Annotated in this window: 20 protein-coding genes and 1 other annotated feature; of the genes, 13 read left to right on the plus strand and 7 right to left on the minus strand. The window is 34.8% G+C overall.

Going from position 1 to position 25,446, the window contains the following annotated elements; all coding sequences use genetic code 11:
• Positions 1–10 precede the first annotated feature (10 nt).
• Together ACP3VS_RS03805 and ACP3VS_RS03810 are read right to left on the minus strand one after the other, a co-directional pair.
• On the minus strand, positions 11–892 hold the full coding sequence (locus ACP3VS_RS03805) for an NAD-dependent epimerase/dehydratase family protein (protein ID WP_031418596.1): 882 nt from the start codon (positions 890–892) through the stop codon (positions 11–13).
• A gap of 112 nt (positions 893–1,004) precedes the next feature.
• Positions 1,005–4,061, minus strand: a complete 3,057-nt coding sequence (locus ACP3VS_RS03810; RefSeq protein WP_012295681.1) for a transglycosylase domain-containing protein — start codon at positions 4,059–4,061, stop codon at positions 1,005–1,007.
• A gap of 102 nt (positions 4,062–4,163) precedes the next feature.
• Positions 4,164–4,372, plus strand: a binding site (T-box leader).
• 85 nt (positions 4,373–4,457) lie between these two features.
• Between ACP3VS_RS03810 and tyrS the strand changes: the two genes are divergently transcribed.
• Positions 4,458–5,726: a tyrosine--tRNA ligase gene (gene tyrS, locus ACP3VS_RS03815; RefSeq protein ID WP_036162315.1), complete on the plus strand. Its 1,269-nt coding sequence runs from the start codon at positions 4,458–4,460 to the stop codon at positions 5,724–5,726.
• Between the two features lie 52 nt (positions 5,727–5,778).
• Here tyrS and ACP3VS_RS03820 read toward each other — a convergent pair whose 3' ends face one another.
• Positions 5,779–6,582 carry a cobalamin-binding protein gene (locus ACP3VS_RS03820; RefSeq protein WP_012295679.1) on the minus strand — a complete coding sequence of 268 codons (804 nt, stop codon included), beginning with the start codon at positions 6,580–6,582 and terminating at the stop codon, positions 5,779–5,781.
• A gap of 140 nt (positions 6,583–6,722) precedes the next feature.
• Positions 6,723–7,931, minus strand: coding sequence for an iron-containing alcohol dehydrogenase (locus ACP3VS_RS03825; RefSeq protein WP_426388389.1), 1,209 nt, complete (start codon positions 7,929–7,931; stop codon positions 6,723–6,725).
• A gap of 1,333 nt (positions 7,932–9,264) precedes the next feature.
• On the opposite strand from ACP3VS_RS03825, the gene ACP3VS_RS03830 reads away from it, so the two are divergent.
• The 9 genes from ACP3VS_RS03830 to ACP3VS_RS03870 all read left to right on the plus strand — a co-directional run bounded on the left by ACP3VS_RS03830 (position 9,265) and on the right by ACP3VS_RS03870 (position 18,211).
• Positions 9,265–9,393, plus strand: a complete 129-nt coding sequence (locus ACP3VS_RS03830; RefSeq protein ID WP_276570389.1) for a hypothetical protein — start codon at positions 9,265–9,267, stop codon at positions 9,391–9,393.
• A 49-nt stretch (positions 9,394–9,442) separates the two neighbouring features.
• On the plus strand, positions 9,443–9,880 hold the full coding sequence (locus tag ACP3VS_RS03835) for a hypothetical protein (protein WP_197223731.1): 438 nt from the start codon (positions 9,443–9,445) through the stop codon (positions 9,878–9,880).
• Positions 9,881–9,902: 22 nt separating this feature from the next.
• A complete protein-coding gene (locus ACP3VS_RS03840; RefSeq protein ID WP_197223730.1) occupies positions 9,903–10,085 on the plus strand; it encodes a hypothetical protein in 183 nt (60 codons plus the stop codon).
• Between the two features lie 474 nt (positions 10,086–10,559).
• Positions 10,560–11,732, plus strand: a complete 1,173-nt coding sequence (locus ACP3VS_RS03845; RefSeq protein WP_036162311.1) for an ATP-grasp domain-containing protein — start codon at positions 10,560–10,562, stop codon at positions 11,730–11,732.
• A gap of 38 nt (positions 11,733–11,770) precedes the next feature.
• Complete coding sequence (locus ACP3VS_RS03850; protein WP_012295671.1) at positions 11,771–13,453, plus strand: methyl-accepting chemotaxis protein; 1,683 nt, start codon at positions 11,771–11,773, stop codon at positions 13,451–13,453.
• A 310-nt stretch (positions 13,454–13,763) separates the two neighbouring features.
• A complete protein-coding gene (locus ACP3VS_RS03855) occupies positions 13,764–14,087 on the plus strand; it encodes a hypothetical protein (RefSeq protein WP_426388390.1) in 324 nt (107 codons plus the stop codon).
• A 122-nt stretch (positions 14,088–14,209) separates the two neighbouring features.
• A complete protein-coding gene (locus ACP3VS_RS03860; RefSeq protein WP_426388391.1) occupies positions 14,210–14,533 on the plus strand; it encodes a hypothetical protein in 324 nt (107 codons plus the stop codon).
• Between the two features lie 320 nt (positions 14,534–14,853).
• Positions 14,854–16,038 (plus strand): AAA family ATPase, encoded by a 1,185-nt coding sequence (locus tag ACP3VS_RS03865; RefSeq protein WP_426388392.1) that lies wholly within the window; start codon positions 14,854–14,856, stop codon positions 16,036–16,038.
• Positions 16,001–18,211 carry a S8 family peptidase gene (locus ACP3VS_RS03870; protein ID WP_426388393.1) on the plus strand — a complete coding sequence of 737 codons (2,211 nt, stop codon included), beginning with the start codon at positions 16,001–16,003 and terminating at the stop codon, positions 18,209–18,211. The genes ACP3VS_RS03865 and ACP3VS_RS03870 overlap by 38 nt, the downstream gene beginning before the upstream one ends.
• Positions 18,212–18,621: 410 nt before the next feature.
• On the opposite strand, the gene rpsD is transcribed toward ACP3VS_RS03870, so the two are convergent.
• Entirely contained in the window at positions 18,622–19,224 is a 603-nt protein-coding gene (gene rpsD / locus ACP3VS_RS03875) for a 30S ribosomal protein S4 (protein ID WP_008176787.1), read from the minus strand.
• 468 nt (positions 19,225–19,692) lie between these two features.
• Between rpsD and ACP3VS_RS03880 the strand changes: the two genes are divergently transcribed.
• Positions 19,693–21,573, plus strand: a complete 1,881-nt coding sequence (locus ACP3VS_RS03880) for a sensor domain-containing diguanylate cyclase (protein WP_031418603.1) — start codon at positions 19,693–19,695, stop codon at positions 21,571–21,573.
• An 82-nt stretch (positions 21,574–21,655) separates the two neighbouring features.
• On the opposite strand, the gene ACP3VS_RS03885 is transcribed toward ACP3VS_RS03880, so the two are convergent.
• Positions 21,656–22,135 (minus strand): GAF domain-containing protein, encoded by a 480-nt coding sequence (locus ACP3VS_RS03885; protein WP_036164500.1) that lies wholly within the window; start codon positions 22,133–22,135, stop codon positions 21,656–21,658.
• Positions 22,136–22,159: 24 nt separating this feature from the next.
• Positions 22,160–22,954, minus strand: coding sequence for a histidinol-phosphatase HisJ (gene hisJ / locus ACP3VS_RS03890; RefSeq protein WP_426388395.1), 795 nt, complete (start codon positions 22,952–22,954; stop codon positions 22,160–22,162).
• A gap of 162 nt (positions 22,955–23,116) precedes the next feature.
• On the opposite strand from hisJ, the gene ezrA reads away from it, so the two are divergent.
• Both ezrA and ACP3VS_RS03900 read left to right on the plus strand, forming a co-directional pair.
• The gene (gene ezrA / locus ACP3VS_RS03895) at positions 23,117–24,820 is read left to right on the plus strand and encodes a septation ring formation regulator EzrA (RefSeq protein WP_012295646.1); all 1,704 of its coding nucleotides are present in this window, start codon (positions 23,117–23,119) and stop codon (positions 24,818–24,820) included.
• An 83-nt stretch (positions 24,821–24,903) separates the two neighbouring features.
• Positions 24,904–25,371, plus strand: coding sequence for a GNAT family N-acetyltransferase (locus ACP3VS_RS03900; RefSeq protein ID WP_012295645.1), 468 nt, complete (start codon positions 24,904–24,906; stop codon positions 25,369–25,371).
• Positions 25,372–25,446 lie beyond the last annotated feature (75 nt).

The raw sequence follows: 25,446 nt of genomic DNA on the forward strand, positions 1-25,446 counted from the left end.
TCTTTCTTTTTTATTGAAGCTGTTTTACTAATGTATTTACTAGTTTTGGCAACCAATCATGAAGTTGACTAAATGTAAATCCTGCTTTCTCTGCTTTCGCATTTGTCATATACCAGTCAGCAGGTACACCATATGGTGATTGTGATTCTTCATCGCCACCAACAAGTGAAATTTTTGCGCGCTTCCCACTCTTTTCTTCAATTAACGCAAGGAGTTCCTTCAATGACATGGCACCAGATGCTGTAGCATTGTATGGTCCTTCTATAGGTGTCATGCCTGCAAAATATAAGAAATTAGCTGCTTCCTCATCTGTAATATAGCTCATCTGCGCATCGATATTCGGTAAGGAGATTGGCTGATCGTGTAAAATACGTTCAACATGAAAATGCAAACGACGTGTGTAATCATGTTCACCCATGACAATTGGGAAACGTACAGCAACAACTGGGAATGAAGCCTCTTTAAACAATACAGCCTCTGCCTGTCTTTTTCCTTCTCCGTAGGAAAATTCATTTCGATCCCCCATGAGAATTTGATAATGATAAGGATCGAAATCTTCTTCCTTTTTCATCTTGCCATCAACTTCATAGGTTGAAAGAGTTGAAGTAAAGACAAGTTTTTTCGTTTTCCCTTTTAAAAGCTCACAAATGGTATGTGCCTCGTTAGGAGAGTAGCATATATTATCATAAACAATATCCCACGTTGTATGGGCGAGAGCATTTTCTAATGCGTCACGATCATCCCGATTAACAATTAATTGTTTGACAGCTGTTCCAAAAGGATTGCCGCTTTGACCGCGTGTTAAAATCGTTACATCATGTCCATTCTCAATGCAAAGTTCCACTAATTTTTTTCCGAAAAAACGTGTGCCCCCTAAAACTAAAATGTTCATATTTTTCCTCTCCTTCAAAATAGTAGTCTTCTTAATAATGACAAAAAAATAGACTTACTACAAATCAAAAGTGAATTGTAGTAAGCCTGTTTGACACAGAAAATGAAACTGATTATCGCCTTGATGTTTCAGGGGGAGTTGTATTGCCGTTGTCTCCTCCATTTGAGCCATCTTCAGGTTGACCTGATCCGTTACCACCAGATCCATCCCCATTGTTGGAGCCGTTGCCATTGCCACCAGATTCATTCCCGTTGTTGGAGCCGTTGCCGTTGCCACCAGATCCATTCCCGTTGTTAGAGCCGTTGCCATTGCCACCAGATCCATTCCCATTGTTAGAACCGTTACCATTATTACCAGACCCATTGCCATTTGTAGGCGGTGTTGTAGGTGGAATTGTTTCTTGACCATTATCCTCTGGATCAGGTTCATTTTCACTACCACCAGTAGAGGCTACATTAGAATGTGGTGACACTAAGCCTGTAATATCTACAGCCACTACAACATAGGCCTGTCCACTAGCGACCGTTATACTTTGTGTAGATTCAAGAACAGAAGTTACTAATGTGTTGGCACCATTTGTAACATTGTAAATCCGATAGCCAACTACATCGTTTGATGACTCTGTCCAAGATAAAGTTGAGCCATTTACGGATGCTGTTACTGCTGCAGGTGCACTTCCATCCGCAGGGAAATCAACGGCCGAAACAGATGAATTGGTTAAAGTTGAATTTTTCGGTAATAAACTTGCTGGGTTACCGCCAAGACGGCCTAACATACGTTTAATAAACGCCTGATTAATACCTGCGCCACCTGATTTGACAAATTCAGCTGGTGTACTAGGTAATGCATTATAAGTTTTTCCTTTAATCGTTACAACACTTGAAGCAGCTAAGCTATCATCTGGTTGTGAAGGTAAAAATACTTTCGCATTAAATAAGTCTGAACGAACTAAACCTGCATCTGCACAGGCAGCAGAAGGTGCCATTCCAGAAATTCCGCAGAATGAAGCGGTCACCACATTTTTAGGTGCCTTAAAGCTTGTTGGTGGGTCAATAAACTCAGGAGCCACATCGTAAACGGAATTCATTAAAGTACCCCATAATTTATTGACACGAACACTTGGCTGTAGGTACGTATTATTAAATGCGTACAACGTACGAGGTTGGTCGTAACCCATCCAAACACCTAGAGATACATTAGGGTTATAGCCAACTAACCAAACATCTTTATACTCTTGAGAAGTCCCTGTTTTAGCAGCGAAATCAGAAGAGAATTTTAATGTATTACGAGCAAGAGTTCCTGTTCCTTTTGTTAATACGTCACGTAGCATATCTGTCACAATATAAGATGTTTCTGGACTAAATACTTGGACGGGTTCTACTTCGTGTTTGTAAATAATATTTCCTTCTTGATCTTCAATTCGATCAATCATATAAGCATCAATGAATTGACCACCATTTGCAAAAGTAGCAAAGGCATTCGTATTCTCTTCTACAGTAGTCCCCTCACTTAAAGCACCGATACCGGTTGCAAGGTTAGTGAAATCATCGGGGTGTAATTTTGTGAATCCCATTTTTACTAATAGATCAGCTGGTCGTTTGTTAATAATATCATTATATAAACGTAACGCTGATATGTTTTGAGAATCTGCTAAAGCTTCACGCGCCGGAATAAGTCCTCGCTCATCACTAGTAATATAGTTACTTGGGCTCCATGAACCAATTGAGAATTTTACGTCAACGAGTGGGCTACCTGCACCAATTACGCCATACTCAATAGCAGGTGCGTATACAAGTAATGGTTTCATCGTAGAACCATTTGAACGATAAGCTTGTGTTGCATGGTTAACTTGAGTTGTATTAAAGTCTCGACCACCTACAAAACTTAAAATGCGACCTGTCGTATTCTCCATTAAAATACTGCCCACTTGTACGGGCATTTCGATATCAACTTCCTCACCGGTTACAGGGTCTTTCCCTTTACCAGTATATGTGTGGCCGTAATATTGGAAGTCCTTAGCAGCTTTTTGCATGGCATCATACATATCTTTGTTAATGGTTGAATAAATACGATAACCTTTTGAGCGAACATCTCGATCTGCTAAGATTTTATATTTATCTTTTAATTTTTTTTCTGTTTTTAATCGCTCTGGGTCAATACCGTCATCTTCTGCGAGTTTTTCTGCAATAATATCTTTTGCGCGGCTCTCAAGCTCATATGTAAGCCATGGATAACGATCCTCCGCTCGCATTTCTGGACCACGGAAGTCAGCAGCAATATCATAATTCAGTGTTTCTTTATATTGAGCATCGTCAATATAACCAGCTTCTTTCATACGATAAAGAACTGTTTTCATACGATCAATACCTGGTTTTAAAGCTTCCTCACTTTTCAGTTCACCCGTATTTGTAAAAGGTGTGTAAGCAAATGGCGCCTGAGGAATACCAGCGATGTAAGCTGCTTGCGCAAGTGATAAATCCTTAGCTTTGACACCAAAGATTCCTTCTGCGGCTGTTTCTACGCCTGCAATATTTCGCCCTGAAGAGTTACGACCGTATGGAATAATATTTAAATAAGCCTCTAATATTTCTTCCTTTGTCATAAAATGCTCTAAACGCATAGCAAGTAAAATTTCTTTTGCTTTACGTTCATAGGAAACTTCATTGGTTAATACTTGGTTTTTAATAAGTTGTTGCGTAAGGGTAGAGCCACCTGTCTGTGTAGCAGAATTCGTAACATCTTGTAATAAGCCTCGTACAACCGCTTTTGGTACAATGCCGTTATGTTCACGGAAATACTCATCTTCTGTTGCCAGTACTGCATTAATAACATCTGGTGCAACATTTTTTAGTGAAGTTTCGCGGCGATCTAAATCTGTCCGTAATTTTCCGATATAAATATCGTTGGCAAAATAAATTTCACTTGTTTCTTCATAGCTAAAAATTTGATCTCGCAATTCATCTTTTGAGCGTAAAGGCTCTTCTTTTACAAGAGAAGCGAAATAACCAGCTCCTACTGAACCGACAAATACAGTGCCAACCAATGCAAAGACTAAAAATAGTAAAAATAAGTTCCAGGTAACGCTACCTGAAATACGTAATTTCTTCATCCATTTTTGTTCAATTAATGTATCGATCTTTGCATTGATTTTTTCAATCCAATCCTTCAATGTATCGACCTCCTAAAATCTTGTTTATTATAGCACATATTGTTTTAGCTCGAACATAGTTATTGACTTTGAAATAGATTCGTATAGAATAATGTTTATAGTTTTCTAGTGATGAAGAGTTTGGAGTAGTTTCTATATTCCCTGTTTAGAGAGCCAGTGGTTGGTGAAAACTGGTCATAATGTAGAGACGAATTACGTGCTTGGAGCTTAGACGTGCGCGCCTGCGATAAAGGCGGTTGAATGAAGTGGAAGGTGGATGACATCTTCAAGCCGGGTGGTACCGCGTTAATTTACAATTTAACGTCCCTGCATGCAATTGTTTGCGTGTAGGGATTTTTTTATTTCATGAACTTGTCCATGCACGTAGCGAATTTCAATCAATTAGGAGGAATCATCATGACAAACGAATTATTACAAGATTTAGAATGGCGTGGGCTGCTATACCAACAAACCGATGCTGATGGTATGGCAAAACTATTAGAAGAACAGTCCGTCTCTTTATACTGTGGTGTTGATCCAACAGCAGATTCTATGCATATCGGGCATATTGTCCCGCTTTTAACATTACGTCGCTTCCAAAAAGCTGGTCACCGTCCAATTTTACTTGTGGGTGGGGCTACAGGCATGATTGGAGATCCATCAGGTCGTTCAGAAGAGCGTCAATTACAAACTGTGGAGCAAATCGATAAAAATGTTCAAGGGATTCGCGGTCAACTAGAACGAATTTTTGACTTTGCTGAAGATGGTAATGGCGCTCAGCTTGTGAACAATCGTGACTGGATTGGCAATATAAATACGATTGAATTTTTACGTGATTATGGGAAATTAATTAATGTTAACTACATGTTGGCAAAAGATACAATTGCTTCTCGTCTTGACACGGGGATATCTTTTACAGAGTTTGCTTATACATTAATTCAAGGGATTGATTACAATCATTTATACAACCACTACAATTGTCGTATTCAAGTAGGTGGCTCTGATCAATGGGGTAATATTACAACAGGTTTAGAGGTTATTCGTAAGACACATGAAGAAGAAACTAAAGCCTTTGGGATTACGATTCCATTAGTAACGAAAGCAGATGGTACGAAATTTGGTAAAACAGCTGGTGGTGCTGTCTGGTTAGATGGTAAGAAAACATCTCCATATGAATTCTATCAATTTTGGATCAATGCTGCTGATGCAGATGTCATCAAATACTTGAAAATATTCACTTTCCTTACTCGTGAAGAGATTGAATCATTAGCTGTTTCTGTAGAAGAAGAGCCACATTTACGTAAGGCTCAAAAATCACTTGCTGAGGAAATGACACGATTAATTCATGGTCAAGCGGCGTTAGAGCAAGCTATTCGCATTACAGCAGCTTTATTTTCAGGCGATTTAAAAGCACTTTCGGCTGAAGAAATGAAGGATGCCTTTAAAGATGTTCCTTCTATTGAAATGGCAAAAGAAGATAAAAATATTGTGGACCTTCTTGTAGAAGCTGGTATCTCATCATCGAAACGTCAGGCACGTGAGGACGTTTCGAATGGTGCAATTAGTGTCAATGGTGAAAAAGTGACGGATTTAGAATATGTAGTCGATGCAAAGGATCGTCTAGAGGATGCCTTTAGCATTGTTCGTCGCGGTAAGAAAAAATATCATATGGTAAAGTTTGTATAATGATTTTAATTTAAACAACATCCCCGATCATAAAGGGGATGTTGTTTTTTTATTATAGAAAACTTGGCGATTTTATGTGTTCATATTGCTGAGGGTGCAGTATTTTTGCCAGTTTTATAGCCCCTTCAATAAGACGGGGAGAAGGCCGACAATAAAGCCATTCCTCCATTACATGAAGCTGTTCCATTTTCACAGCATGTAGCTCACTTGCATGGGGACGCTTTAATAAGTTGGCCGGCTGTATACGCTCAAAAGCTACACCTACCCAAGCCATCATGATATAGTCGGGCTTTCGTTTAACAACATCTGCCCAATCAGTTTGAACACTGGCTAGTTCTACATCGTGAAATAAATTGACTCCGCCTGCAATAGCACTAATTTCTGTTAGCCAATTTATTTTTCCTGGTGTAAAAATTGGGTTTGGCCACCATTCCCAGTATAGAGTAGGTTTCTTCGTGAGGGAGTTAGCAACTATACGCATTTTGTCAATGGATTGCAAATATTCTTCTGCGATTATTTTAGCACGTTCTTCTACATGGCAAGCTCTCCCGAGTGAAAGGAGATCTTGTGCAATTTCCTCTAACGAGTTCGCATTAAAAACAATATGAGGGATATTTCTTCTTTGCAATTCCTCGATGTTTTTTTCCATTCCAGGCACACTTAAAGAAGCAAGAACAAGATCGGGGTGTAATGCCTCTAAATCGTTCATATTAATAGATAAATCTGGACCAAGCTGTGGCAAATCTTTAACGCTTGATGGCCAATCGGAGAAATCATCTACTCCAACAAGCTGGTCTGTCAGTCCTAAATAGGCTACAAGCTCTGTATTACTTGGACATATCGAGATTAAACGCATTTGTTATCTCCTATTCTTTTTAAGAAAAGTATAGCGAGAGTTTCCATTCTAAACAATGTGTTTACATCATTTTCATCTTTGAGCATAGAAAAAAGGTGGAGAAAAACTTGGTTTATCTCCACCTTTTGTTTTTTTATTAATTATGAAAGAGCAGCAACAGCTTCAAGCGATTCCTCTTTTTTCACGATAGGGCCCATTGCATTTGTAATAATTTGTTTAATATCATCTAGTGTTGCTTTACGAGGATTTGTCTCAGCGCAAACATCTAACATCGCATTTTTTGCTAAAATTTCAATATCCTCATCTTTTTCACCTAGTTCGCGGAAGCCACTAGGAATATTTAAATCCTTTGATAGCTTTTCAATAGCTGAAATAGCTTTTTCAGCAGCATCACGCTTACTTAATCCTGTCACATTTTCACCTAATAATTCAGCAATGCGAGCAAAACGCTCAGTACGTGCTGTTACATTGAAGCGGCAAACATGTGGTAATAAAATGGCATTACATACGCCATGAGGTAGGTTATAATAGCCACCTAACTGATGAGCAATCGCATGGACATAGCCTAGTGAAGCATTATTAAAAGCCATACCAGCTAAAAATTGTGCATATACCATTTGTTCACGTGCTTCTAAATCAGCTCCATTTGCATAGGCACGTGGTAAAAATTCAGGAACTAGTTGAAGTACCTTCTCAGCACAAGCGTCTGTAATTGGTGTTGCATTTGTCGAAACAAATGATTCAATAGCATGTGTCAATGCATCAACACCAGTAGCAGCTGTTAGAGCAGGAGGTAACCCAATCATCAGTTCGGGATCGTTAATCGAAAGTAACGGAGTCACATGTTTATCAACAATGGCCATTTTTACTTTACGTGCTGTATCTGTAATAATCGTGAAACGAGTCATTTCACTAGCAGTACCAGCCGTTGTATTAATAGCAATTAATGGCACAAGTGGATTTTGTGATTTATCAACGCCTTCATAATCTTGAATGCGTCCACCATTCGAAGCAATAAGTCCGATACCTTTTGCTGCATCATGAGCGCTCCCACCTCCAAGAGAAACGATTGAATCACAGCTTTCAGCATGGTAAGCTGCTATGCCATCTTCAATATTTTGATCTGTTGGATTTGGTTCTGCTTTAGGGAAAATTGCTACATCAATTCCAGCAGCTGTAATGATGTTTGCAATTTGTTCAGAGAGACCTAATTTGTGTAAGCCCTCATCTGTTACGATTAATGTCTTCTTCACTTCTAAATCATTTAAGTGTTTACCAACTTCTTGAATTGCTCCAGGTCCAAATAAGTTTTTTTTCGGCATAACAAATTGCTTTAGAACGTCTGACATACTTCCAACCCCTTTTTAAAAATTATTATTGCTTGAATGATGGTGAACCACCTTTCGGAATTCATCGTATTCTATTTTTTATTAAAGTTCAACTCGTATTTTTATTAAAATTGCTCGCTTTATCCTTGTTATTATTTTACAAAAAAGTTAGCTTGTTAAAATGTTCTTTAAAAATGTGAAAGGTATAAGAATGCTGATTGTAATATGTTTTATAAAATGTTTTACTATAAAAATAAAATATATTTTTTTGGAAATGGTTCTATTTGAAGGGGTCTAAGAATAGTAAATAACTGATATTTGTTTTTTAATATTAAGATAGTGGTTATGTTATTTTGAAGCGATGTAATTATTATTTTAAAGTATATAAAATTTTCATAAGTGAGAGGGAGTTATGATTGTTGATTATAATAATATTAAGAAATTCTGAATAACGGACGGTGTATTTCTAGAATAACCCTCATACCAATCTCTACGCCCTGAGAACCCAAGGGATATATAAGAAAAGAAGCTTATTTCGTTAATGCCCTCATCTTCAGATAGTTTAAATTTTTTAAATGGCTAATTTGTTGAGTAGTGCAACCAAGAAATTGATTGAAATGGAAGTTTTCAATTTCATTAAAAATTATTTTTAAAAATTTGTTCAATAAAAGAGCATTATTCAACTTAAGTTATAGTCCTTTCAACTGCTCTTTTAATCCAAGATAGTCATTGATGACAAATAATAAAGAATCCAATTCTCTCTTAGAGTGACGATTAGATAATTCACCTAGCAAGTTAACAGTTAATCACCCTTCCTCTAGTGTATCTGACTGAACCAATTCTTTTGTCGTGATCCCCATTACCTTGGCCAATTGTTCAATGTGCTCTGATTTTAAAGTACGTTCTAAGTCCTACAAGTGATTTACTTAACTCCTACTTGTTCAGCTAGCCATTGATACGATTTATCCTCAGCTTTCAACCATTTAATTACTTTGCTTATTACGATGTCGTTAGTTTTCATATCCTACTCCACCTTCTATAAAATGGAAAGCTCTGAATTATGGAACAAAAACATTGCCCACAGGATTTTTAATCCAGCTTTCTTTTTAAAAACTACAACTGTCTTGCTGCTTCTTATAAAGACAATATACGGTTTTATAATGTGTACAGAATAATATTTTTACGTACATTTGTATGGCTATACTAAGCTTGTTCAAATCTAGTTGGTTGTTAATAAAAGTATATAAATTAATAATATATTATCTATCTATCTTTAAGTCTTTAAGTATAATATAGTAATTTCCATCAGTATGTTAATTACTGTAGCGATTAAAAGTAGTGAAGGTGGGTATCCATGAAATTTAAAATTATTCCAGGTATTGTACTAATAATCTTACTATTAATTATCGGAGCATTAACAATAGGAGACAAACTATTTGCAACTGAACTAGAGAAAGGTTTTTATAAAGTGGATTTCTTTTGAATCACTACCCAATAAGGAAATAACTTTATTAGAAGCATATGACATAGGGATGGACATAGCAAAAGAATACGATAAAAATTCGGAACTTATTTTTATGAATAGTGTGAATGATGAAAAAATAAATGGTTCAGATGGAAAAAAAGGAAATTGGCAAGGGTATATTACCCTACCTAACAAAAGACTAAGTATCATATTTGTTATCGAAGAGGGGAAACTGAAAAGCTACGATGTAATAGATCGTGATGAACAACTGCCTATTAAAAATAAAGATATAAAAGTAGATAGTAGCGAGGTTGTAAAGAAAGCCATATCTGAATTTAAATTAGAACCAGGAAATGATAATTTTTTGAATGGTTATCATTTCCGCCTAATAAGAGATGAAAAAAATGTATTTTTGGGGGTGGGAGGTCAAAAAACAGGCAAGCGAGCAGAAATCTATTTCAATCCTAAAAACGGAGAGTATTCAGGAGGAGTTGAAAAAAAATAAACCTTTACAGGAGGAATTAAATATGAAAAAGATTTCTATAATTATAGGGATATCACTTATTTTAGGAGCATCTATACTTTCAGAAAGTACTTTAGCAGCACCATATGTAAATCAATCAGTTACCCCGTATGTAGCCGATCAGGGTAGTCTGACTTATCATGGTACTGTCCCACTTATGTATAGTACATACGAAGGGAAATTTTAAAGCGAATGTGAGATTTATCGAAGGAGTAGCACTAGCTGCTCTTTTTCTTTTTGAGCTCTTGAAAAAACATCCGTTTCTTTAACGAAATGGACGCAATGAGCAGAAATTTTTGAGTGATTGATCAATTAACGGAGTTTATTTCCTTGTAGGTAAATTATGGAAATATTTACACTTAATAATTATGACAAACACAGTGGCCATAGCGGAAGTGTCAACGTTGAGTACTAAAATGAATGCTCCAATATTAAAAAAGATTAACAGTATAAGAGTTATATTATATAGGTAAATATACTTGTTAGTAGTTAGATATCCTTTTTATCAATTACGATGTAAAATTACCTAAATAATAAAATGCGAAACTATGGATATTATAGGTATTTTATATTAATATAGATGATAGTTATTCTAACATACTTTTAATAATTATTTTAGGCTATGGATATTTAGAAAAATATACAGATAGGAGTGTAAAAGTTGATAATACTAGATAGACCTTATGTTTCTGATTTATTAGCGCACACAGTTAGTAAGAATAAAATTCCAGTTATCAAATTAAATGAAGTTTTTATACCAAATGAATCTACTATAAGTTTAAAAAAGGTAGACGATTTGTTGATTGAATTAGAGAAGAAGAATTATCAAATTCTCTTTAACTCTGAAAATGGACTTAATATTTTATCTAAATATGCACCTAATCACTACTTAACAATTGTTACAGATATTTTGAAAAATAAAGTTACTTTCAGGAAAACATTAAGTAGTCATTTTAAAGATTTCTTTTTCACAGAAGTATCTCTAAAAGAATTAGATGAATTAGATCCTGGTTCACTACCTTTCCCTATTATTGTTAAGCCTGTTATAGGATATTCAAGTGTAGGAGTACATCGTATTGATAAGGTAGAAGAATATAAAGAAACTATTGAACAACTTAAGTTTGAAATGGAAGTTACAAGTGCAGAGTATCCAATCGAAGTTATTAATAATCAATCCTTTATAATTGAGAAATTAATTGAAGGTGATGAATACGCTGTTGACGTATATTTTACAGAAGAAGGCGAGCCTGTTATCCTAAATATTTTTAAAAGAATGTTTAGGCATGAGAAGGACATGAGCGATAGAATTTACTATACGAGTAAGCAAGTAATAAATGAGTCCCTCAACAACATTCAACAATTTTTAAAAACTATTTCATCGCTCTTCGCATTAAAGCTTGTCCCTATACATATTGAAATTCGCATCGATAATCTCGGACAGATAGTTCCTATTGAAGTAAACCCACTTAGATTTGCTGGTATCGGTACAAATGAACTTGGCGTTTATGCATATGGTGTCAACGCATGCGAGTACTTTTTTAAACAACAAAAGCCTGATTGGGAAAATATAATTAATCAAATGGATGATTCAATTTATAGTTTTTGTTGTGCTGAAATAGATGCATCTATTGATTGTAAGAAAGTTGTGTCTATTAATCATGAAGCGTTTAAACTAAATTTTGAAGAAATTTTAGAATATCGACGGATGAAAGTGAATGAAAGCTCTACTTTTGCTGTAATATTCCATAAATCACCAGATTTAAAAGAAAATACTAGGTTATTGAATTTAGATCTGAATCAATATATTACGTTAAATGAATTGGTATTTGTTTAATAATAGTTAATTTTATATTACAGTTAGGAGCGTTAACGATGTTTAAAGGTATGACCATTAGAAAGAAAATATTATTAAACGTATTAATGCCTATTATTGTTATAAGCACAATTTTTAGTTTTGCCATATTTATTGTAGCTGAGCGTTTAATCGATGGATATATTATTCCTCAGTTTGAAGAGAGCTTAACAATGAAAATGGATGACTTTGAAGAGTTATTTGATAAAGAATTAATCAATAGTGCTAAAACAAACAAAAGTGCATATCAAGAACTGTTGTCCAGAGGAAATGACTTTCAAAAAGAGTATGAATTAGAAAATGTGTATATTATGAGTAAAGTAGATAATAAAGAAGTCATTTTATTTTTAGGTAATGACGATAAGTATTTATCACCACTAGCGTTTACAGATGAACAAAAAGCAGCGCTAGATACAACTAAAATGGTTACAAGTGATATTTATATAGATGATTACGGCGCTCATAAGTCTACATTTTTACAAGTTCCAGGAACAGATTCTGTCTTAGGGTTAGATGAAGATGCAGATTTTATAGTTGATCTGGAGAATTTATTAATAAAGGTATGTGTGTTATTAGCACTTATATTTATTGTGGTAAGTGGCATACTAGCATATTTCACTGCTAAAAGAATTTCTAAACCGTTAAATGAACTTGTTGATTATACTAAAGTAATTGCTGCTGGTGATTTAACACAGGAAATTAAAAATACAAGTAATGATGAAATTGGTCAGCTTGCATCAAGTTTTAATAGTATGCAAGTGCAGCTAAAAGAAGTTATAGGTCATGTATCCTCAACAGCAGACTATGTAGCAAGCGGGTCTAAAGAATTGACGCAAAGTATAGAGCAAGTGACAGAAATGGCCAATCAGGTATCAGCAGCAATTCAGGAAGTTTCAGTAAGTAGTGAAATGGTAACAACTGGGGCTATTCAAAATCAAATTGCGATTAGAGAAATATCAGAGGGGATAGTAGAAATCACAGAATCTACTACAAACGTTTCTGATGAATCTATTAGAACATCTGAAGAATCCAATCAAGGTAATCATGTCATTCAACAATCCGTACAAGGAATTGATTCAATTAACGAGCTTTCAAAAGCCTCTATGCAAATGACAGAACAAATGCATCGACGTTCTAAAGAAGTAGGACAAATTACAAATGTTATTACAAGTATTTCAGATCAAATTAATTTACTAGCATTAAATGCAGCTATTGAGGCTGCTCGTGCAGGTGAATACGGAAAAGGATTTGCTGTTGTCGCAGATGAAATAAGACATTTAGCAGAACAATCTGCCCAATCTGCTAATGACATAACTAAATTAATCTCTGAAATGCAAAACAATTCTAATGAATCGGTTGAAGCTATTACGAGAGTAGTAGATGAAATTAATCATGAGACTATCGCAATAAGATTGGCTGGAGATACTTTTCAAAAAATCTCATCTCTAATTTCAAACATTAGTATGCGAACGCAATCAATTGCTTCAACAGTAGAACAAATATCAGCAAGCTCTGAACAAGTATTAGGGACTACTGAGACAACTGTGCAATCATTGGAGCAAACATCAGCAGGTACCCAAAATATTGCTTCAACTATGCAAGAGCAATCTGCTTTTATGGAAGAAATGCTAGGAACAGCTAATCAATTAAACGAGATGGTTGAAAACTTAAAAGGTCAAATTGCACATTTTAAAATTAAGTAATCTTAGCAAAGTTAAAAGGATTTCTTGAAATTACAACCAGGAATGTATGTTCTGATGGAGAAGTCAGTGAATTGGAAGTGGTGAAGACGATGTCTTTGTCTTATTAGTAGATTCTTATATTGAAGATTATTTCAGAGGTCTTAGATTTTACAAATATCTAGAGCAAAAAGCATTATCACCAATACGGTAAAAAGCTACTATGAAGACCCACTGACCTATAAAAATGATATATATAAACACCTTTTGTTGAGATACGGGTATAAGGATAACCAAACAATCAACGGAGGTGTTTTTTCTATGGGAACAACAAATGCTGTATGGATTTACGCATTCATTACCTCTCCCAGATAACTTTAAGGAAGATCTGCATAAAGTGGTACTAGCATCTAATGTAAGTAACATTCAGGAATTTATATTGGCCAAAAACATCATTTTTAAAAGGGCTAACGATATTAAAGAAAGAGTGCTGACGGTTTCTAAATCATTACGTGCCATATTCGTAGGAGCTCATAAGAAGGCCTTACTACGTAAAGATAGGAATACATCACTGATAGTGCAAAAAACTGTTAATGAGCGTCCAGTTCCTTTCTATAACTGGCTAACCGATAGAAATGGACCAACAGAAGTATTTTAATATGAAGGAAGTGAGAACACATGAAAGTAATAGCTAAAGAATGGCGTGTCATGTCTGACCACAATAAACAATTACTATTACATGCAGTAGCAAACAAATAAACAGTGAAAGAAGGTATCGGATTGGAACAAGTAGCAGCAAAGGTAAAATCATTGGTACATGAAAATAGTCACAATGCCTATAACTTATCAGCACAAATGATTCAATTAGAAGTTGTACAGGGTGCGGTAGCACGATTGATAGAAAGACTTGATGATATAGTTCACAAAGGTTGGGATAAAGACCGAGGAATGGCTTGTCTTGTAATTGATGAAATACGAGATACAGTACGATTGATTGATATGGGATTCCATCCGCTCTTTAAAGAAATGTCGAATGATATTAAAACCCTAAATATTCATGCTGATGAATTATATAAAATGGTAATAAAAAGTGAACAAAAATAAAAAAAGCCGATGCGCTAACATCAATTTAAGAAAATCCCGCAAATTGGCTTTATCAAAACAGTGAGCATCTGCAATTATTATTGTGGCTGCTTCTTACTTTTTATAATGTCACACAGATTATTATATTAATTACGTAAGAAAGCCCTGCAGATTATTGGTAAATATTCCGAAGGATATCTTTTATAAAACTTTCATATAATAAGGTTGTGATTAATTGTCCATATGTGTCCAATAAAATGTTTGTGTTATCGTTGACACTATGTTGTTTTTATAATAAAATTTCAATATCAGTCCTATAGTGGACGAAAAGGGTGGTAAAAATGAAATCGAAATTAGTGATAGATTTAGTAGTAGCTCATTGTAGTGGAGATGAAGATTTATTTGAAAAAGCTTTGAATAATCTCAGCAATGATGAAGAAAAAAAGGGGAATTTATTACTTTCTACCTCATTGAAAAAAGCTTATAATTTACAAAATTCAACGAGAAAAATTGAAAAAAATATTCAAAAAAGTAATTCATTTGATTCCCAAAGTATGGCTTTTTTACCCAAAGATAAAGATAGTACTCTTGATCTCATTGAAATAATTAACCCAACTATTTCGTTTAACGATGTTGCATTGACTGATAAAACATTAGAAGCATTGAGTCAGGTAATTACTGAAAGAAAAATGACAGATCAACTCCTTCAAAAGGGTATTAGCCCTACTAATCGTCTTTTGTTTTGTGGTCCTCCGGGTTGTGGGAAGACTTTAACTGCAAAGGCTATCGCTGGAGAGATGGGTTTACCAATTGCCTATGTTAAATTGGATGGATTGGTTTCCTCATACTTAGGACAAACTGGAACAAATATAAGAAAGATATTTGATTATGTTAAGGATAAGGATGTGGTCCTTTTTCTAGATGAATTTGATGCTATAGCTAAAAAGCGTGATGATTCTAATGAATTAGGTGAATTAAAAAGGGTAGTTACTACGTTATTGCAGAATTTAGATGAAATGCCTAGTAATGTATTTTTAATAGCAGCGACTAATCATCAACATATGTTAGACCCTGCTATATGGAGAAGATTTAATTTAGCTGTTTTATTAGAGTTACCGAATGTAACACAAAGGAAAAAAATAATTGAGAATAAACTAGAAAATGTTTCTATCTTTAGTAAAAAACAAATTGAAATGTTGATTAAATTAACTGAGGGTATGAACGGTTCTCAGATTGTAACCTTTATTGAATCCCTAATTAGGCATTCAATACTAAATAAACTAGTGAATAACTTTGAGTCAAAAGATATAGCAAATATTTGGCTTAATCACACGTCATTATTTTTAAGCGAAGAAAGTGATGCTTATATAGTGGCTCTAAAATCACTTAATCACAACGGTATATCGATGAGGGATATAGAAAAAATTTCTGGGATCCCTAAATCTACTTTGGGTTACAAATTTAAAAAAATAGAGGAGGCAAGCATAAATGACGAAAGAAAAGAAACATCACTTTTGGATTCCTGATGATGAAGTAATTGAAGTTAATAAAGAATTGACAAGTAGGTCAACCGAAATAGATGTAATTTATAGTGAACATGGATCTAAGCTTTCTTCGAGTTTGAAAAATATTGAGACCAAAATTAAGGATAGCAAATCAATAAACTCTTTAGACCAAACAGACACTATGGTTTTTAAAGTTGAGGTATCAGAAGGAAATAAAATACAGTATAAGAACAACGATTTTGAAAAACTAGGTTTAATGATTAATGCGGTAAAAAATGAGCGAACTGCTATTGTATCTACCACTAAACAAAAGTTTGAAATTTTACAGCGGCGAATTGAAACCTATACTCAAAATGGTGATCGAAAAACATACTTTAATAGTATTAGTAATTTTGAACCTTATACTGGTGCACAAAAAAATTCTAATGATTTGAAGAAAAAACTGTATTTTAGCGACTCACCACCCGAATCTGTTGATGTTCAATTTATGATGATTCCTAAGCTAAGTCAGAAGGATAAAAATATTGCTGTAAAAAGTTTGATAAAAAAGATAGAAACAGATCTGGGGCATTTACAAGATTCACCATACACTTTATCAGATGAAACTATGATTGTTAGAGCAATAATTCCATCTTCGACGCTCTCTAATTATGAAGATGACAGTGCAATTTACCGAATTGAAGAAACACATTTTTTTGAAGTTGGTATTACTTCAAATGCTCAGAGTGTGGACAAACCTATCTCAATTTCAAAGGAAACAAATTTTGATATTTTACCAATAGTTGCTGTGTTAGACTCTGGAATTGAATTTCCGAATAATATACAGCCTTTAATCGTAGATAGGTGGGAGCCTAATGGATTTTCAGGTAATGATTATTCTCATGGGACGAAAGTAGCTAGTAAGGTAATATTTAGGCATTTCCAAAATACTGATGAGGCAGCAAATATAATTCCAAGGGCTAGAGTTATTGACTGTAGGATATTGGATGGGTCTGTTCCGGAAAATATACTAATCAAAAGAATTCAGGATGCTGTTGAAATGTATGCTGATATTTGCAGCATTTACAATTTATCAGCTAATTCATCAGTTCCAATAGAAGAAGATGAAATGAGCATAATTGGATATGAAATTGATGCACTGCAATTAAAAAGAAATGTGCAATTCGTTTTATCAGCAGGTAATCATAAGTTATGGCAGTTCGAATCTGATATATCGGATATTATAGATGATGATGATTCTATTATTGCTTCACCAGCAGATTCCATGTTGGGAATAGTAGTAGGGGCAGTTTGTGGAGCTGATCATAAGAAAAGTATTTCTGAAAAAAATATGATTGCTCCTTATAGTCGGAAAGGTCCGGGATTTTGTGGTGTGACTAAACCAGATATATCTGCTTATGGTGGAACTATTGAGTTTGATGGGAAAAAAGCTATTACTCCAGTAGATCAGTATTCTTTAGTGATGAATTCAAATGGTTTTTTAGTGCCAGATGCAGGAACTAGTTTTAGCGCTCCAGTAATATCTGGAGATTTAGCTGAGATTAGTAGAGAGATTCCAAGTAGCAATTTGATGATTTCTAAAGCTCTTTTATATCATAATGCTAGAACAGTATGGGATGACGATGATATAGAGGAAGATGAATTAGTTTTAGCACATAATTTATATGGAAGAGGTCTTTCGACTGTTGATGATAGTAAGTTCTCATCTCCTTCTAAAGTGACATTTGTTAGAACAGGTACCCTAAATAGAGAAAAAAAAGAAAGAGTTAAAATTTATATGCCACAAATTTTGGCTGCTCAGCCAGGAAGAAATGTTGCAAAAGTGACTGTCACATGTCTATCCCAACCTCCAGTGGATAGAACTAAAGGAACTGAATATCTAGGTGCATATATTCGAGCATCTCTAAAAAAATCTCAATCGAACGGTCAACTTGCTCATGTGCAGCCTAAAACAAAAGAAGGTAGAAAAAAGTGGGATGTTTGTCATCAATTTAGTAAACTTTTTTCAAAATTTAATGCAGGTGATTGGCAAATATGGCTAGAGTTATTTGGAAGATGGGAAGAAGGCAATAATGACGTTCCTTATGCTTTAGTTGTTACTATTGAAGATATGAGTGGGAATTTAGATATTTATAACGAAATAGAAGCTCAAAATAGATATCAACCTATAAATCAAGTACGTTTAAGAACATAGTTTTAAAATCTTTCAAGGTAACATAAAAAATGTATACTTATATTGCTGAAATGAGAAATCATTTTAGCTTTTTTTATATAATTCAAAAGTATTAGATTTTAAATATAAAATAGATCTAGTACAGATGCTAGTCTAAATAATGGATGATAGTATAAGGTATAGTCATCATACGCATTCTCTAAATTTAATTTTTAAAAAAGATTGAAGCAATTCACTCCAATCTCACTCACACATTCCTGTACACACGCGCACCGTATTTAATTAGCCCCAAACTAGCCCCAATGCAAGCCCCAAAATAACGATATTTAATGCATTATTGTGCATTGTTGATAAAAAGCAAAAACCCTAGAGAACCTTGATATACAAGGCTTTCTAGGGTTTTCTAAACTACTCTTTGCAGAGTAATTTAATTAACGAGAGTAGTACTCTACGATGAATGATTCGTTGATTTCAGCTGATAACTCAGAACGCTCTGGAAGGCGAGTGAATGTACCTTCTTTTTTGTCAGCGTCAAAAGTTAAGTAGTCAGGTACGAAGTTGTTTACTTCGATTGCTTCTCCAACAACAGCAAGGTTTTGAGATTTTTCGCGAAGAGAAATCGTTTGACCTGGTTTTACGCTGAATGATGGGATATCAACGCGTTTGCCATCTACTAAGATGTGACCGTGGTTTACTAATTGACGAGCTCCACGACGAGTACGAGCTAAACCTAAACGGTAAACTAAGTTGTCAAGGCGAGTTTCAAGAAGGATCATGAAGTTTTCACCGTGTACACCTTTCATTTTACCAGCGCGGTTAAACAATGTACGGAATTGACGTTCGTTCATGCCGTACATGTGACGAAGTTTTTGCTTCTCTTGAAGTTGTAAACCGTATTCTGATAATTTTTTACGTTGGTTTGGACCGTGTTGTCCTGGTGCGTAAGGACGTTTTTCGATTTCTTTACCTGTACCGCTTAGTGAGATACCAAGACGACGTGATAATTTCCAAGATGGACCTGTATAACGAGACATATTGTTGTCTCCTCCTTTAAATTTGGTTTTTTTGTTGTAAAACAAAAACCAGTAGTACCCATTCTTACACGCATTTTATTTTCATGTATTTTCGCCTATGCAGCCGTTAGGTTACACAATACACCATCTATTTTTAAAAGTTGACTATCTAATTAGTTGTACAGAAGAAAATAGAGGAATAAAATACAATATAAGCTTATACCACTGCTGCGTTCATTTTACACAACCTCCATTGTAACTGCTTAGGACATGTACGTCAATTAATAGTATTTAAAATTTTATTACAGGTATATAGTAGAAAATTCTCACTGTCCATTCCTAATGTGTTAGAAATAGTTAAAGATGCGCTGTAAAATCTAAAATGTAAAAGTAAGGGAGAATTTACATAGTCAAAATGACACAAATTATGTATAATATATTATAAGTTAATAGTAATTGATTTGGACGTTATATAGAAAAGGTGATTTCATGACAGACCATTTACAAACGCTAAAATATATAAAATCTGATGTTTTGAGCTTTTGGGTGAGTTCTAATGAAGAACAAGCTAGTTTTAATGGGTATTTTTATTCATTAAAACAGTGTCTTAAGAAACACTTGGAAATTGATAATGTAGCTTTTCTTAGTTTTGAAGGTAATTCTTTAATACCTATTGAGGAGATGGCTTCATTAACGATTGAAACAAAGCTAAATGCTGTGTCATGGCTGATGATCGAAGCTAGTTTTTATCAACAAAAAGTAGTGAAAATTCCTTATATATTAAAGGCAAGACAGGCCTATTCAATGATGACAGATATGGTGCTTTTCCAAGCAGAGGGCAATAATCCCATTGGTGTATTACTTGTGGAGGCAACAGAGTCTTGGACAGACTTTATGACCTCAGATTACGGCGAAAAATGTATAGAAATACTTTCTCAGGTTCTTCAAATGATGAAAGATAATTTAGATGTAAAAATAAATGAAGACCAATATAGAAAACTATATAACATGACTGATTTATTTCATTCAACAATGGATATTGATTTAATTTTGGAAAATGTATTGAAAAATATAAGGGATAACTTCCCTGAATTTAATGTAGAGCTTATATTATCGAATGATCAAGACCGACACACGACCATCGATATTAAGCTTTTTGATTATTTATCGGAAAGACCTACCACTATTGAGGCTTTTGTATCAGGAGAGTTAACAACAGAACTTGCGAGTGATTTAAATTGCCGTTTATTAAATGCCCCTATTAAAGGAAGGCAAGCTATTTATGGCATATTACAAGTGAGTGCTCCAACTACTTACCTTTTTTCAACGACTGAAAAAGATTTTGTACGGATGCTTGCGCAGGCGTCAGGAAATGCACTAGAAAATGCAAAGCTATATCATCAGTCGCATCGCCTCGTCAGTGACTTACAACTTATCAATGAAACATCACATCGTTTAAATATGAGGATTGACATTCATGAAATGTTACTTTTCCTGCAAAAGCAGTTGCTGAAATCCTTCCAACCAATGGAAGTTTGCTTCGCCTTTAAAAAAGATGACACCTTTGAAGTAGCGGGGGCAAGTACTTCGCTATTTAGTTCTGAAGAGGGTCAAACCTATATTAAGCATGTTGAACAACATTTTACTCAAACTAATGATCCGCTGTTTATAGCTGATTTTAGTCGATTAACCTCTAAACAAATTGAATATCGTTCCATAATGGCCATCCCCATTCTAATGGAAGAAAAGATCAATGGCTTTAGTATCGTTTTACATAAAGAGCCGTATTTCTTTTCGTTTGATAGCTTTAAATTAATGCAGTCTTTAATCCACCACTCATCTTTAGCAATTGCAAACTCTATTTTACGAACACAGCTTCAGGAAATGGTCGATTTGGATCATTTAACGAAACTATATGCACGTAGTTACCTTGATCATTTTGTAGAAAAGTCTCTTGAATATGATCAATCAGGTATGTTTTTGCTCATTGATATTGATAATTTTAAACGCATAAATGACACGTATGGTCATCAAGTAGGTGATAAAATACTGATGCAGATTGCCGTTCAGTTGAAGGAAACAATAGGTAGTCGAGGAATTTGTGCAAGATGGGGCGGTGAAGAGATGTCCATATATGTACCTAACATTAGTGAAAAAGAAGCTTTGGAATTAGCATCAGCCATCGTTGAAGTAATTCCAAGTGCCACCGATCCTCAAGTAACAATTTCAGCAGGACTCATTACATGGAATGATCAAGACCGACCAGCATTCCAATCCGTTTTCTTACATGCTGATACCGCTCTATATGAAGCAAAAAATAGTGGTAAAAATCGTTTTTGCATCCATGATGGTTCTTTTCAAAACCAATAATATGGATGGAGTTCTTGTAAATGGTTCTATAAAATAAATTGCCCTGAAATGACAATGCATTTCAGGGCAATTTTTTAACATCTTATATATGAAGTAGTAGTGTTTGAACAAATTGCTCTAAACCAGCTTGATCTTCCTTGGAGAAGCGATTCACAGTAGGGCTATCGATATCAAGTACACCCATGACCTCACCTTGTTTCATTAATGGTATGACAATTTCAGATTGGGAGGCAGCATCGCACGCAATATGTCCTGGGAATTCGTGAACATCTTTGACAACAATGGTTTCTTTTGTTGCCACAGCTGTTCCGCAAACCCCACGGCCAATTGGTATTCTAACACAGGCAGGCAGACCTTGAAATGGACCGAGTACAAGCTCATTTTCCTGTAAGAGATAGAACCCCACCCAGTTAATATTTGTTAAAAATTGATGGAGGAGTGCAGAAGCATTGCTTAAATTTGCAATCTGATCCTTTTCACCAGTTAGTAGTGCGTCTAATTGCTTAGATAGTGTAAGATACTGGTCAGCAATGGATCCTTCATAATTAATTTGTGTAAACATACAAGCACCTCGTTTAAAAGTTATTTAGATCGGTAATATAACATTATAATGTTGATGTAAATCAGTCACACTATGGGCATCGGAACCAAATACATAAGGTAATTCAATCGCCTGACAATAATTGATAAAGGCAAATGGTGGATAGGGCTCCTGACAAAATGGTTTACTTATACCAGCACTATTTACATCTAATTCATAGCCATTTTGCTTCATACTGTCCAAAACTTGGTAAAGTCGAGTGTCGTCATTAATTTTCTCATGATGAGCTAGCTGAAATTTATGAATCAGTGATGGGTGCCCAATCCTTTTTGGCTTATAAGAACCAAGGTCTGCTTTTATAGAGTGTAGGACTGTATCATAATATAAATGATACACCTGTTCAATAGAGCCAACTTTCTTAGAGAAATCAATAAAGCATTTAGGAGAGAAGTCGATACATTCAAAGGTGTCCTGCCACTGTAAAAAATGGATTGACAAGATGGCATCATCTAAAAAATGTCCATATGTATCAAGAAAATGACGAGTTTCTTGTTCAAAACCTTTGATATAATCAACTTCTAATCCGATACGAATTCGAATGTCTTTTGCATATTGTTTTTGCAGGCATTGTAATTCTTCAATGTATGGCATGAGATACTCGGGTTTCATCCCACTATCTTGGAGTGGGGTAGGATCAATAAACCCTGCTGGTAATGGGGCGTGTTCTGTAAACGTTATATCTGTGAAATTATGCGAAATTGCTTTTTCAATATATTGAATGAACGTGTCCGAACTGCCATGTGGACAATAAGGACTATGTATATGCCCATCACGTTTCAAAATGTACCACTCCTTTAGATCTATAGACTGCTATCTTAATATTTTACAATAGCAAAAATACAGTTTTCTGAAAATCACTTAAATTTTAGTACAAAAGGCGAAAACATAGTATATAATAAATACAACTAGCCAATTCGTTTATTGTAGAATAGGAGGCTTACGATGGAGTATATCATCATTCCGATTATCCTACTATTAATTTTAGCCATAGTAGGATTTATGATGCGAAGAAAACATGTTGCAATTATTGCAAAACTTGAAAATGAAAAATTACAAATACAACATAAACCTATAAATGAAGAAATTTCAAAAGTAAAATCTTTGAACATGAACGGTGAAACGGAAGAAATGTTTGAACGATGGCGCAATATTTGGGATGAAGTCATCGATGTACATATGACTAAAATCGATTCACTTTTATTTGATGCAGAAGATCAAATTAATCGACTTCGTTTTAAAAAAGCGACATTAATTGAACGTGAAATCGAAGACTATATCAAAAAATGTGACCAAGATAAAGATAAAATTTTAGAGGAATTAAATGAATTAATTGGCAGCGAAGAAAAAAATAGAATTGAAATTGAACAGTTAAAGGAATATTACCGTTCTGCAAGAAAAACATTGCTAGCACACCAGCATTCCTTTGGTGTAGCATTACCTGCACTGGAGAAAAAGCTAGAGGAATTTGTTGAGCAGTTTGAAAAATTTGATGTTCTGACTAATGAAGGTAATTACTTGCAGGCGAGAGAAATTGTGATTAGCTTAAATCAAGAATCCCAGCAGACATTCGAATATATTAATGATGTCCCAACAATTTTGACGGAATTACAAGTTAAGCTGCCGGGAGCCGTTCAAGAATTGCGTAATGGTCAACGTGAAATGGAAGACCAATCCTACTATCTGCAGCATTTAGAATTAGCAGAGGCATTAAATAATTATGAAAAAGAATTTGCTAAGTTAAAAAATGACCTAGCAGAGCTAAATTTAATGGTGGTTAAACCTCGTGTAACAGAAATCAATGAAGAAATCGATCATTTTTATGATTTACTGGAAAAAGAGGTTATTGCCAAAAATTATGTGGATCAAAATTGTGATCGTTTATTAAGCTCAATTACAAATGTTATTACGTCTACAAAATCAGTGAGTGATGAGGCAACCTATGTACAACAAAGCTATCACTTAAATGAAAAGGATGCTGAAATTCCAAAAGCAGCATTAAAGCAATTGGAAGCACTGCAACGTCGTTACGATTTATTAGCCATGCGGGTCAAAGAAGAAAAGTCTGCGTATTCAAGCTTACAAGAAGAATTAATTGAAATAAGTGAAGAGCTTGAACGAATTCATGAAGAGCAAGGTCATTTGTCTAATACAATGAAGAAACTTCGTATTGATGAAAACAAGGCCCGCGCTCAAGTTGAAAACTTAAAGAAAATATTACAAGATACAGATCGTCTCCTAAATAAGGCGAATATTCCAGGAGTCCCAGAGGAGATGGACGCACGACTTGATGAAGCGGCAGAGCATATATATGTAGTTATGCAAAGTCTGCAGGAAGTTCCGCTTAATATGGGAACGGTTCATAATAATTTAAATGCTGCAACACTTTGTGTAGAGGATGTTAGAGCAAAAGCTCATGAGTTAATAGAGAATGTAATGCTCATAGAACGTATTATTCAGTATGGTAATCGTCATCGTGCATCCAATCCAACATTAAATGCGCGTTTAAAAGAGGCGGAGGAAGCATTCCATCAATTCCGTTATTCCAAAGCATTAGAGGAAGCAGGGACAGCTGTGGAAGAAATGGAGCCAGGTGCATTAAAACGTATTCAAGAAATGGTAGCAGAGCAGACTATGACTAACAATTAAAACTACATTTATGCTGTCTAAAAAGTTTAGAAATTACTTTTTAGACAGCTTTCTTTTTAAATTTGGATAAGGGTGTGAGACGGATGGGATTGTTCATTCGAAAAATGAATGAAAAGTATGCTCAGGAAATTGTATGTTGGCAATATGAAGAGCCCTATGATTTTTATAATAACGAATTATCCGAGGAATCCTTGCGGGAGTTTCTTGATAATCCTTACTTTGCCATAATTAATGAGCAAGAGGACTTAATCGGTTTTTATTGCACAGGGTCAGCTGCGCAAGTGCCAAAAGGACATGATTATAATGCTTATTCAGAAGATTATATAGATATTGGTATTGGCATGAAACCAACGCTAACAGGAAAAGGTTTTGGCACAAAGTTCTTTTCATTTATCATCAAGAATATGGAGGAAGAATATCCTCAGCCGCTCCGTTTAACAGTCGCCCTATTCAATAAGCGAGCTATATTCCTATATGAAAAATTAGGATTTGTGAAAGAGCTCGAATTTAGTACGCCAACGGAATTTATTACGATGTTAAAAAAATTGTGAGTTCCATCACTCTTGAGATTAAAATATGAATTATCGTTAAAGTTAGTGGTCAATCGCTAAAGATTGCGTTATGAT

It is taken from the genome of Lysinibacillus sp. VIII_CA, from assembly GCF_049943995.1.
Classification (GTDB): Bacteria; Bacillota; Bacilli; order Bacillales_A; family Planococcaceae; genus Lysinibacillus; species Lysinibacillus pinottii.

What these genes read in the sequence shown, in the direction of transcription:
- ACP3VS_RS03805 (WP_031418596.1), bottom strand. Translation starts at nt 892, where the DNA reads ATGAACATTTTAGTTTTAGGGGGCACACGTTTTTTCGGAAAAAAATTA.
- tyrS (WP_036162315.1), top strand. Translation starts at nt 4,458, where the DNA reads ATGACAAACGAATTATTACAAGATTTAGAATGGCGTGGGCTGCTATAC.
- ACP3VS_RS03820 (WP_012295679.1), bottom strand. Translation starts at nt 6,582, where the DNA reads ATGCGTTTAATCTCGATATGTCCAAGTAATACAGAGCTTGTAGCCTAT.
- ACP3VS_RS03825 (WP_426388389.1), bottom strand. Translation starts at nt 7,931, where the DNA reads ATGTCAGACGTTCTAAAGCAATTTGTTATGCCGAAAAAAAACTTATTT.
- ACP3VS_RS03830 (WP_276570389.1), top strand. Translation starts at nt 9,265, where the DNA reads ATGAAATTTAAAATTATTCCAGGTATTGTACTAATAATCTTACTATTA.
- ACP3VS_RS03835 (WP_197223731.1), top strand. Translation starts at nt 9,443, where the DNA reads ATGGACATAGCAAAAGAATACGATAAAAATTCGGAACTTATTTTTATG.
- ACP3VS_RS03840 (WP_197223730.1), top strand. Translation starts at nt 9,903, where the DNA reads ATGAAAAAGATTTCTATAATTATAGGGATATCACTTATTTTAGGAGCA.
- ACP3VS_RS03850 (WP_012295671.1), top strand. Translation starts at nt 11,771, where the DNA reads ATGTTTAAAGGTATGACCATTAGAAAGAAAATATTATTAAACGTATTA.
- ACP3VS_RS03855 (WP_426388390.1), top strand. Translation starts at nt 13,764, where the DNA reads ATGCTGTATGGATTTACGCATTCATTACCTCTCCCAGATAACTTTAAG.
- ACP3VS_RS03865 (WP_426388392.1), top strand. Translation starts at nt 14,854, where the DNA reads ATGAAATCGAAATTAGTGATAGATTTAGTAGTAGCTCATTGTAGTGGA.
- ACP3VS_RS03870 (WP_426388393.1), top strand. Translation starts at nt 16,001, where the DNA reads ATGACGAAAGAAAAGAAACATCACTTTTGGATTCCTGATGATGAAGTA.
- rpsD (WP_008176787.1), bottom strand. Translation starts at nt 19,224, where the DNA reads ATGTCTCGTTATACAGGTCCATCTTGGAAATTATCACGTCGTCTTGGT.
- ACP3VS_RS03880 (WP_031418603.1), top strand. Translation starts at nt 19,693, where the DNA reads ATGACAGACCATTTACAAACGCTAAAATATATAAAATCTGATGTTTTG.
- ACP3VS_RS03885 (WP_036164500.1), bottom strand. Translation starts at nt 22,135, where the DNA reads ATGTTTACACAAATTAATTATGAAGGATCCATTGCTGACCAGTATCTT.
- ezrA (WP_012295646.1), top strand. Translation starts at nt 23,117, where the DNA reads ATGGAGTATATCATCATTCCGATTATCCTACTATTAATTTTAGCCATA.
- ACP3VS_RS03900 (WP_012295645.1), top strand. Translation starts at nt 24,904, where the DNA reads ATGGGATTGTTCATTCGAAAAATGAATGAAAAGTATGCTCAGGAAATT.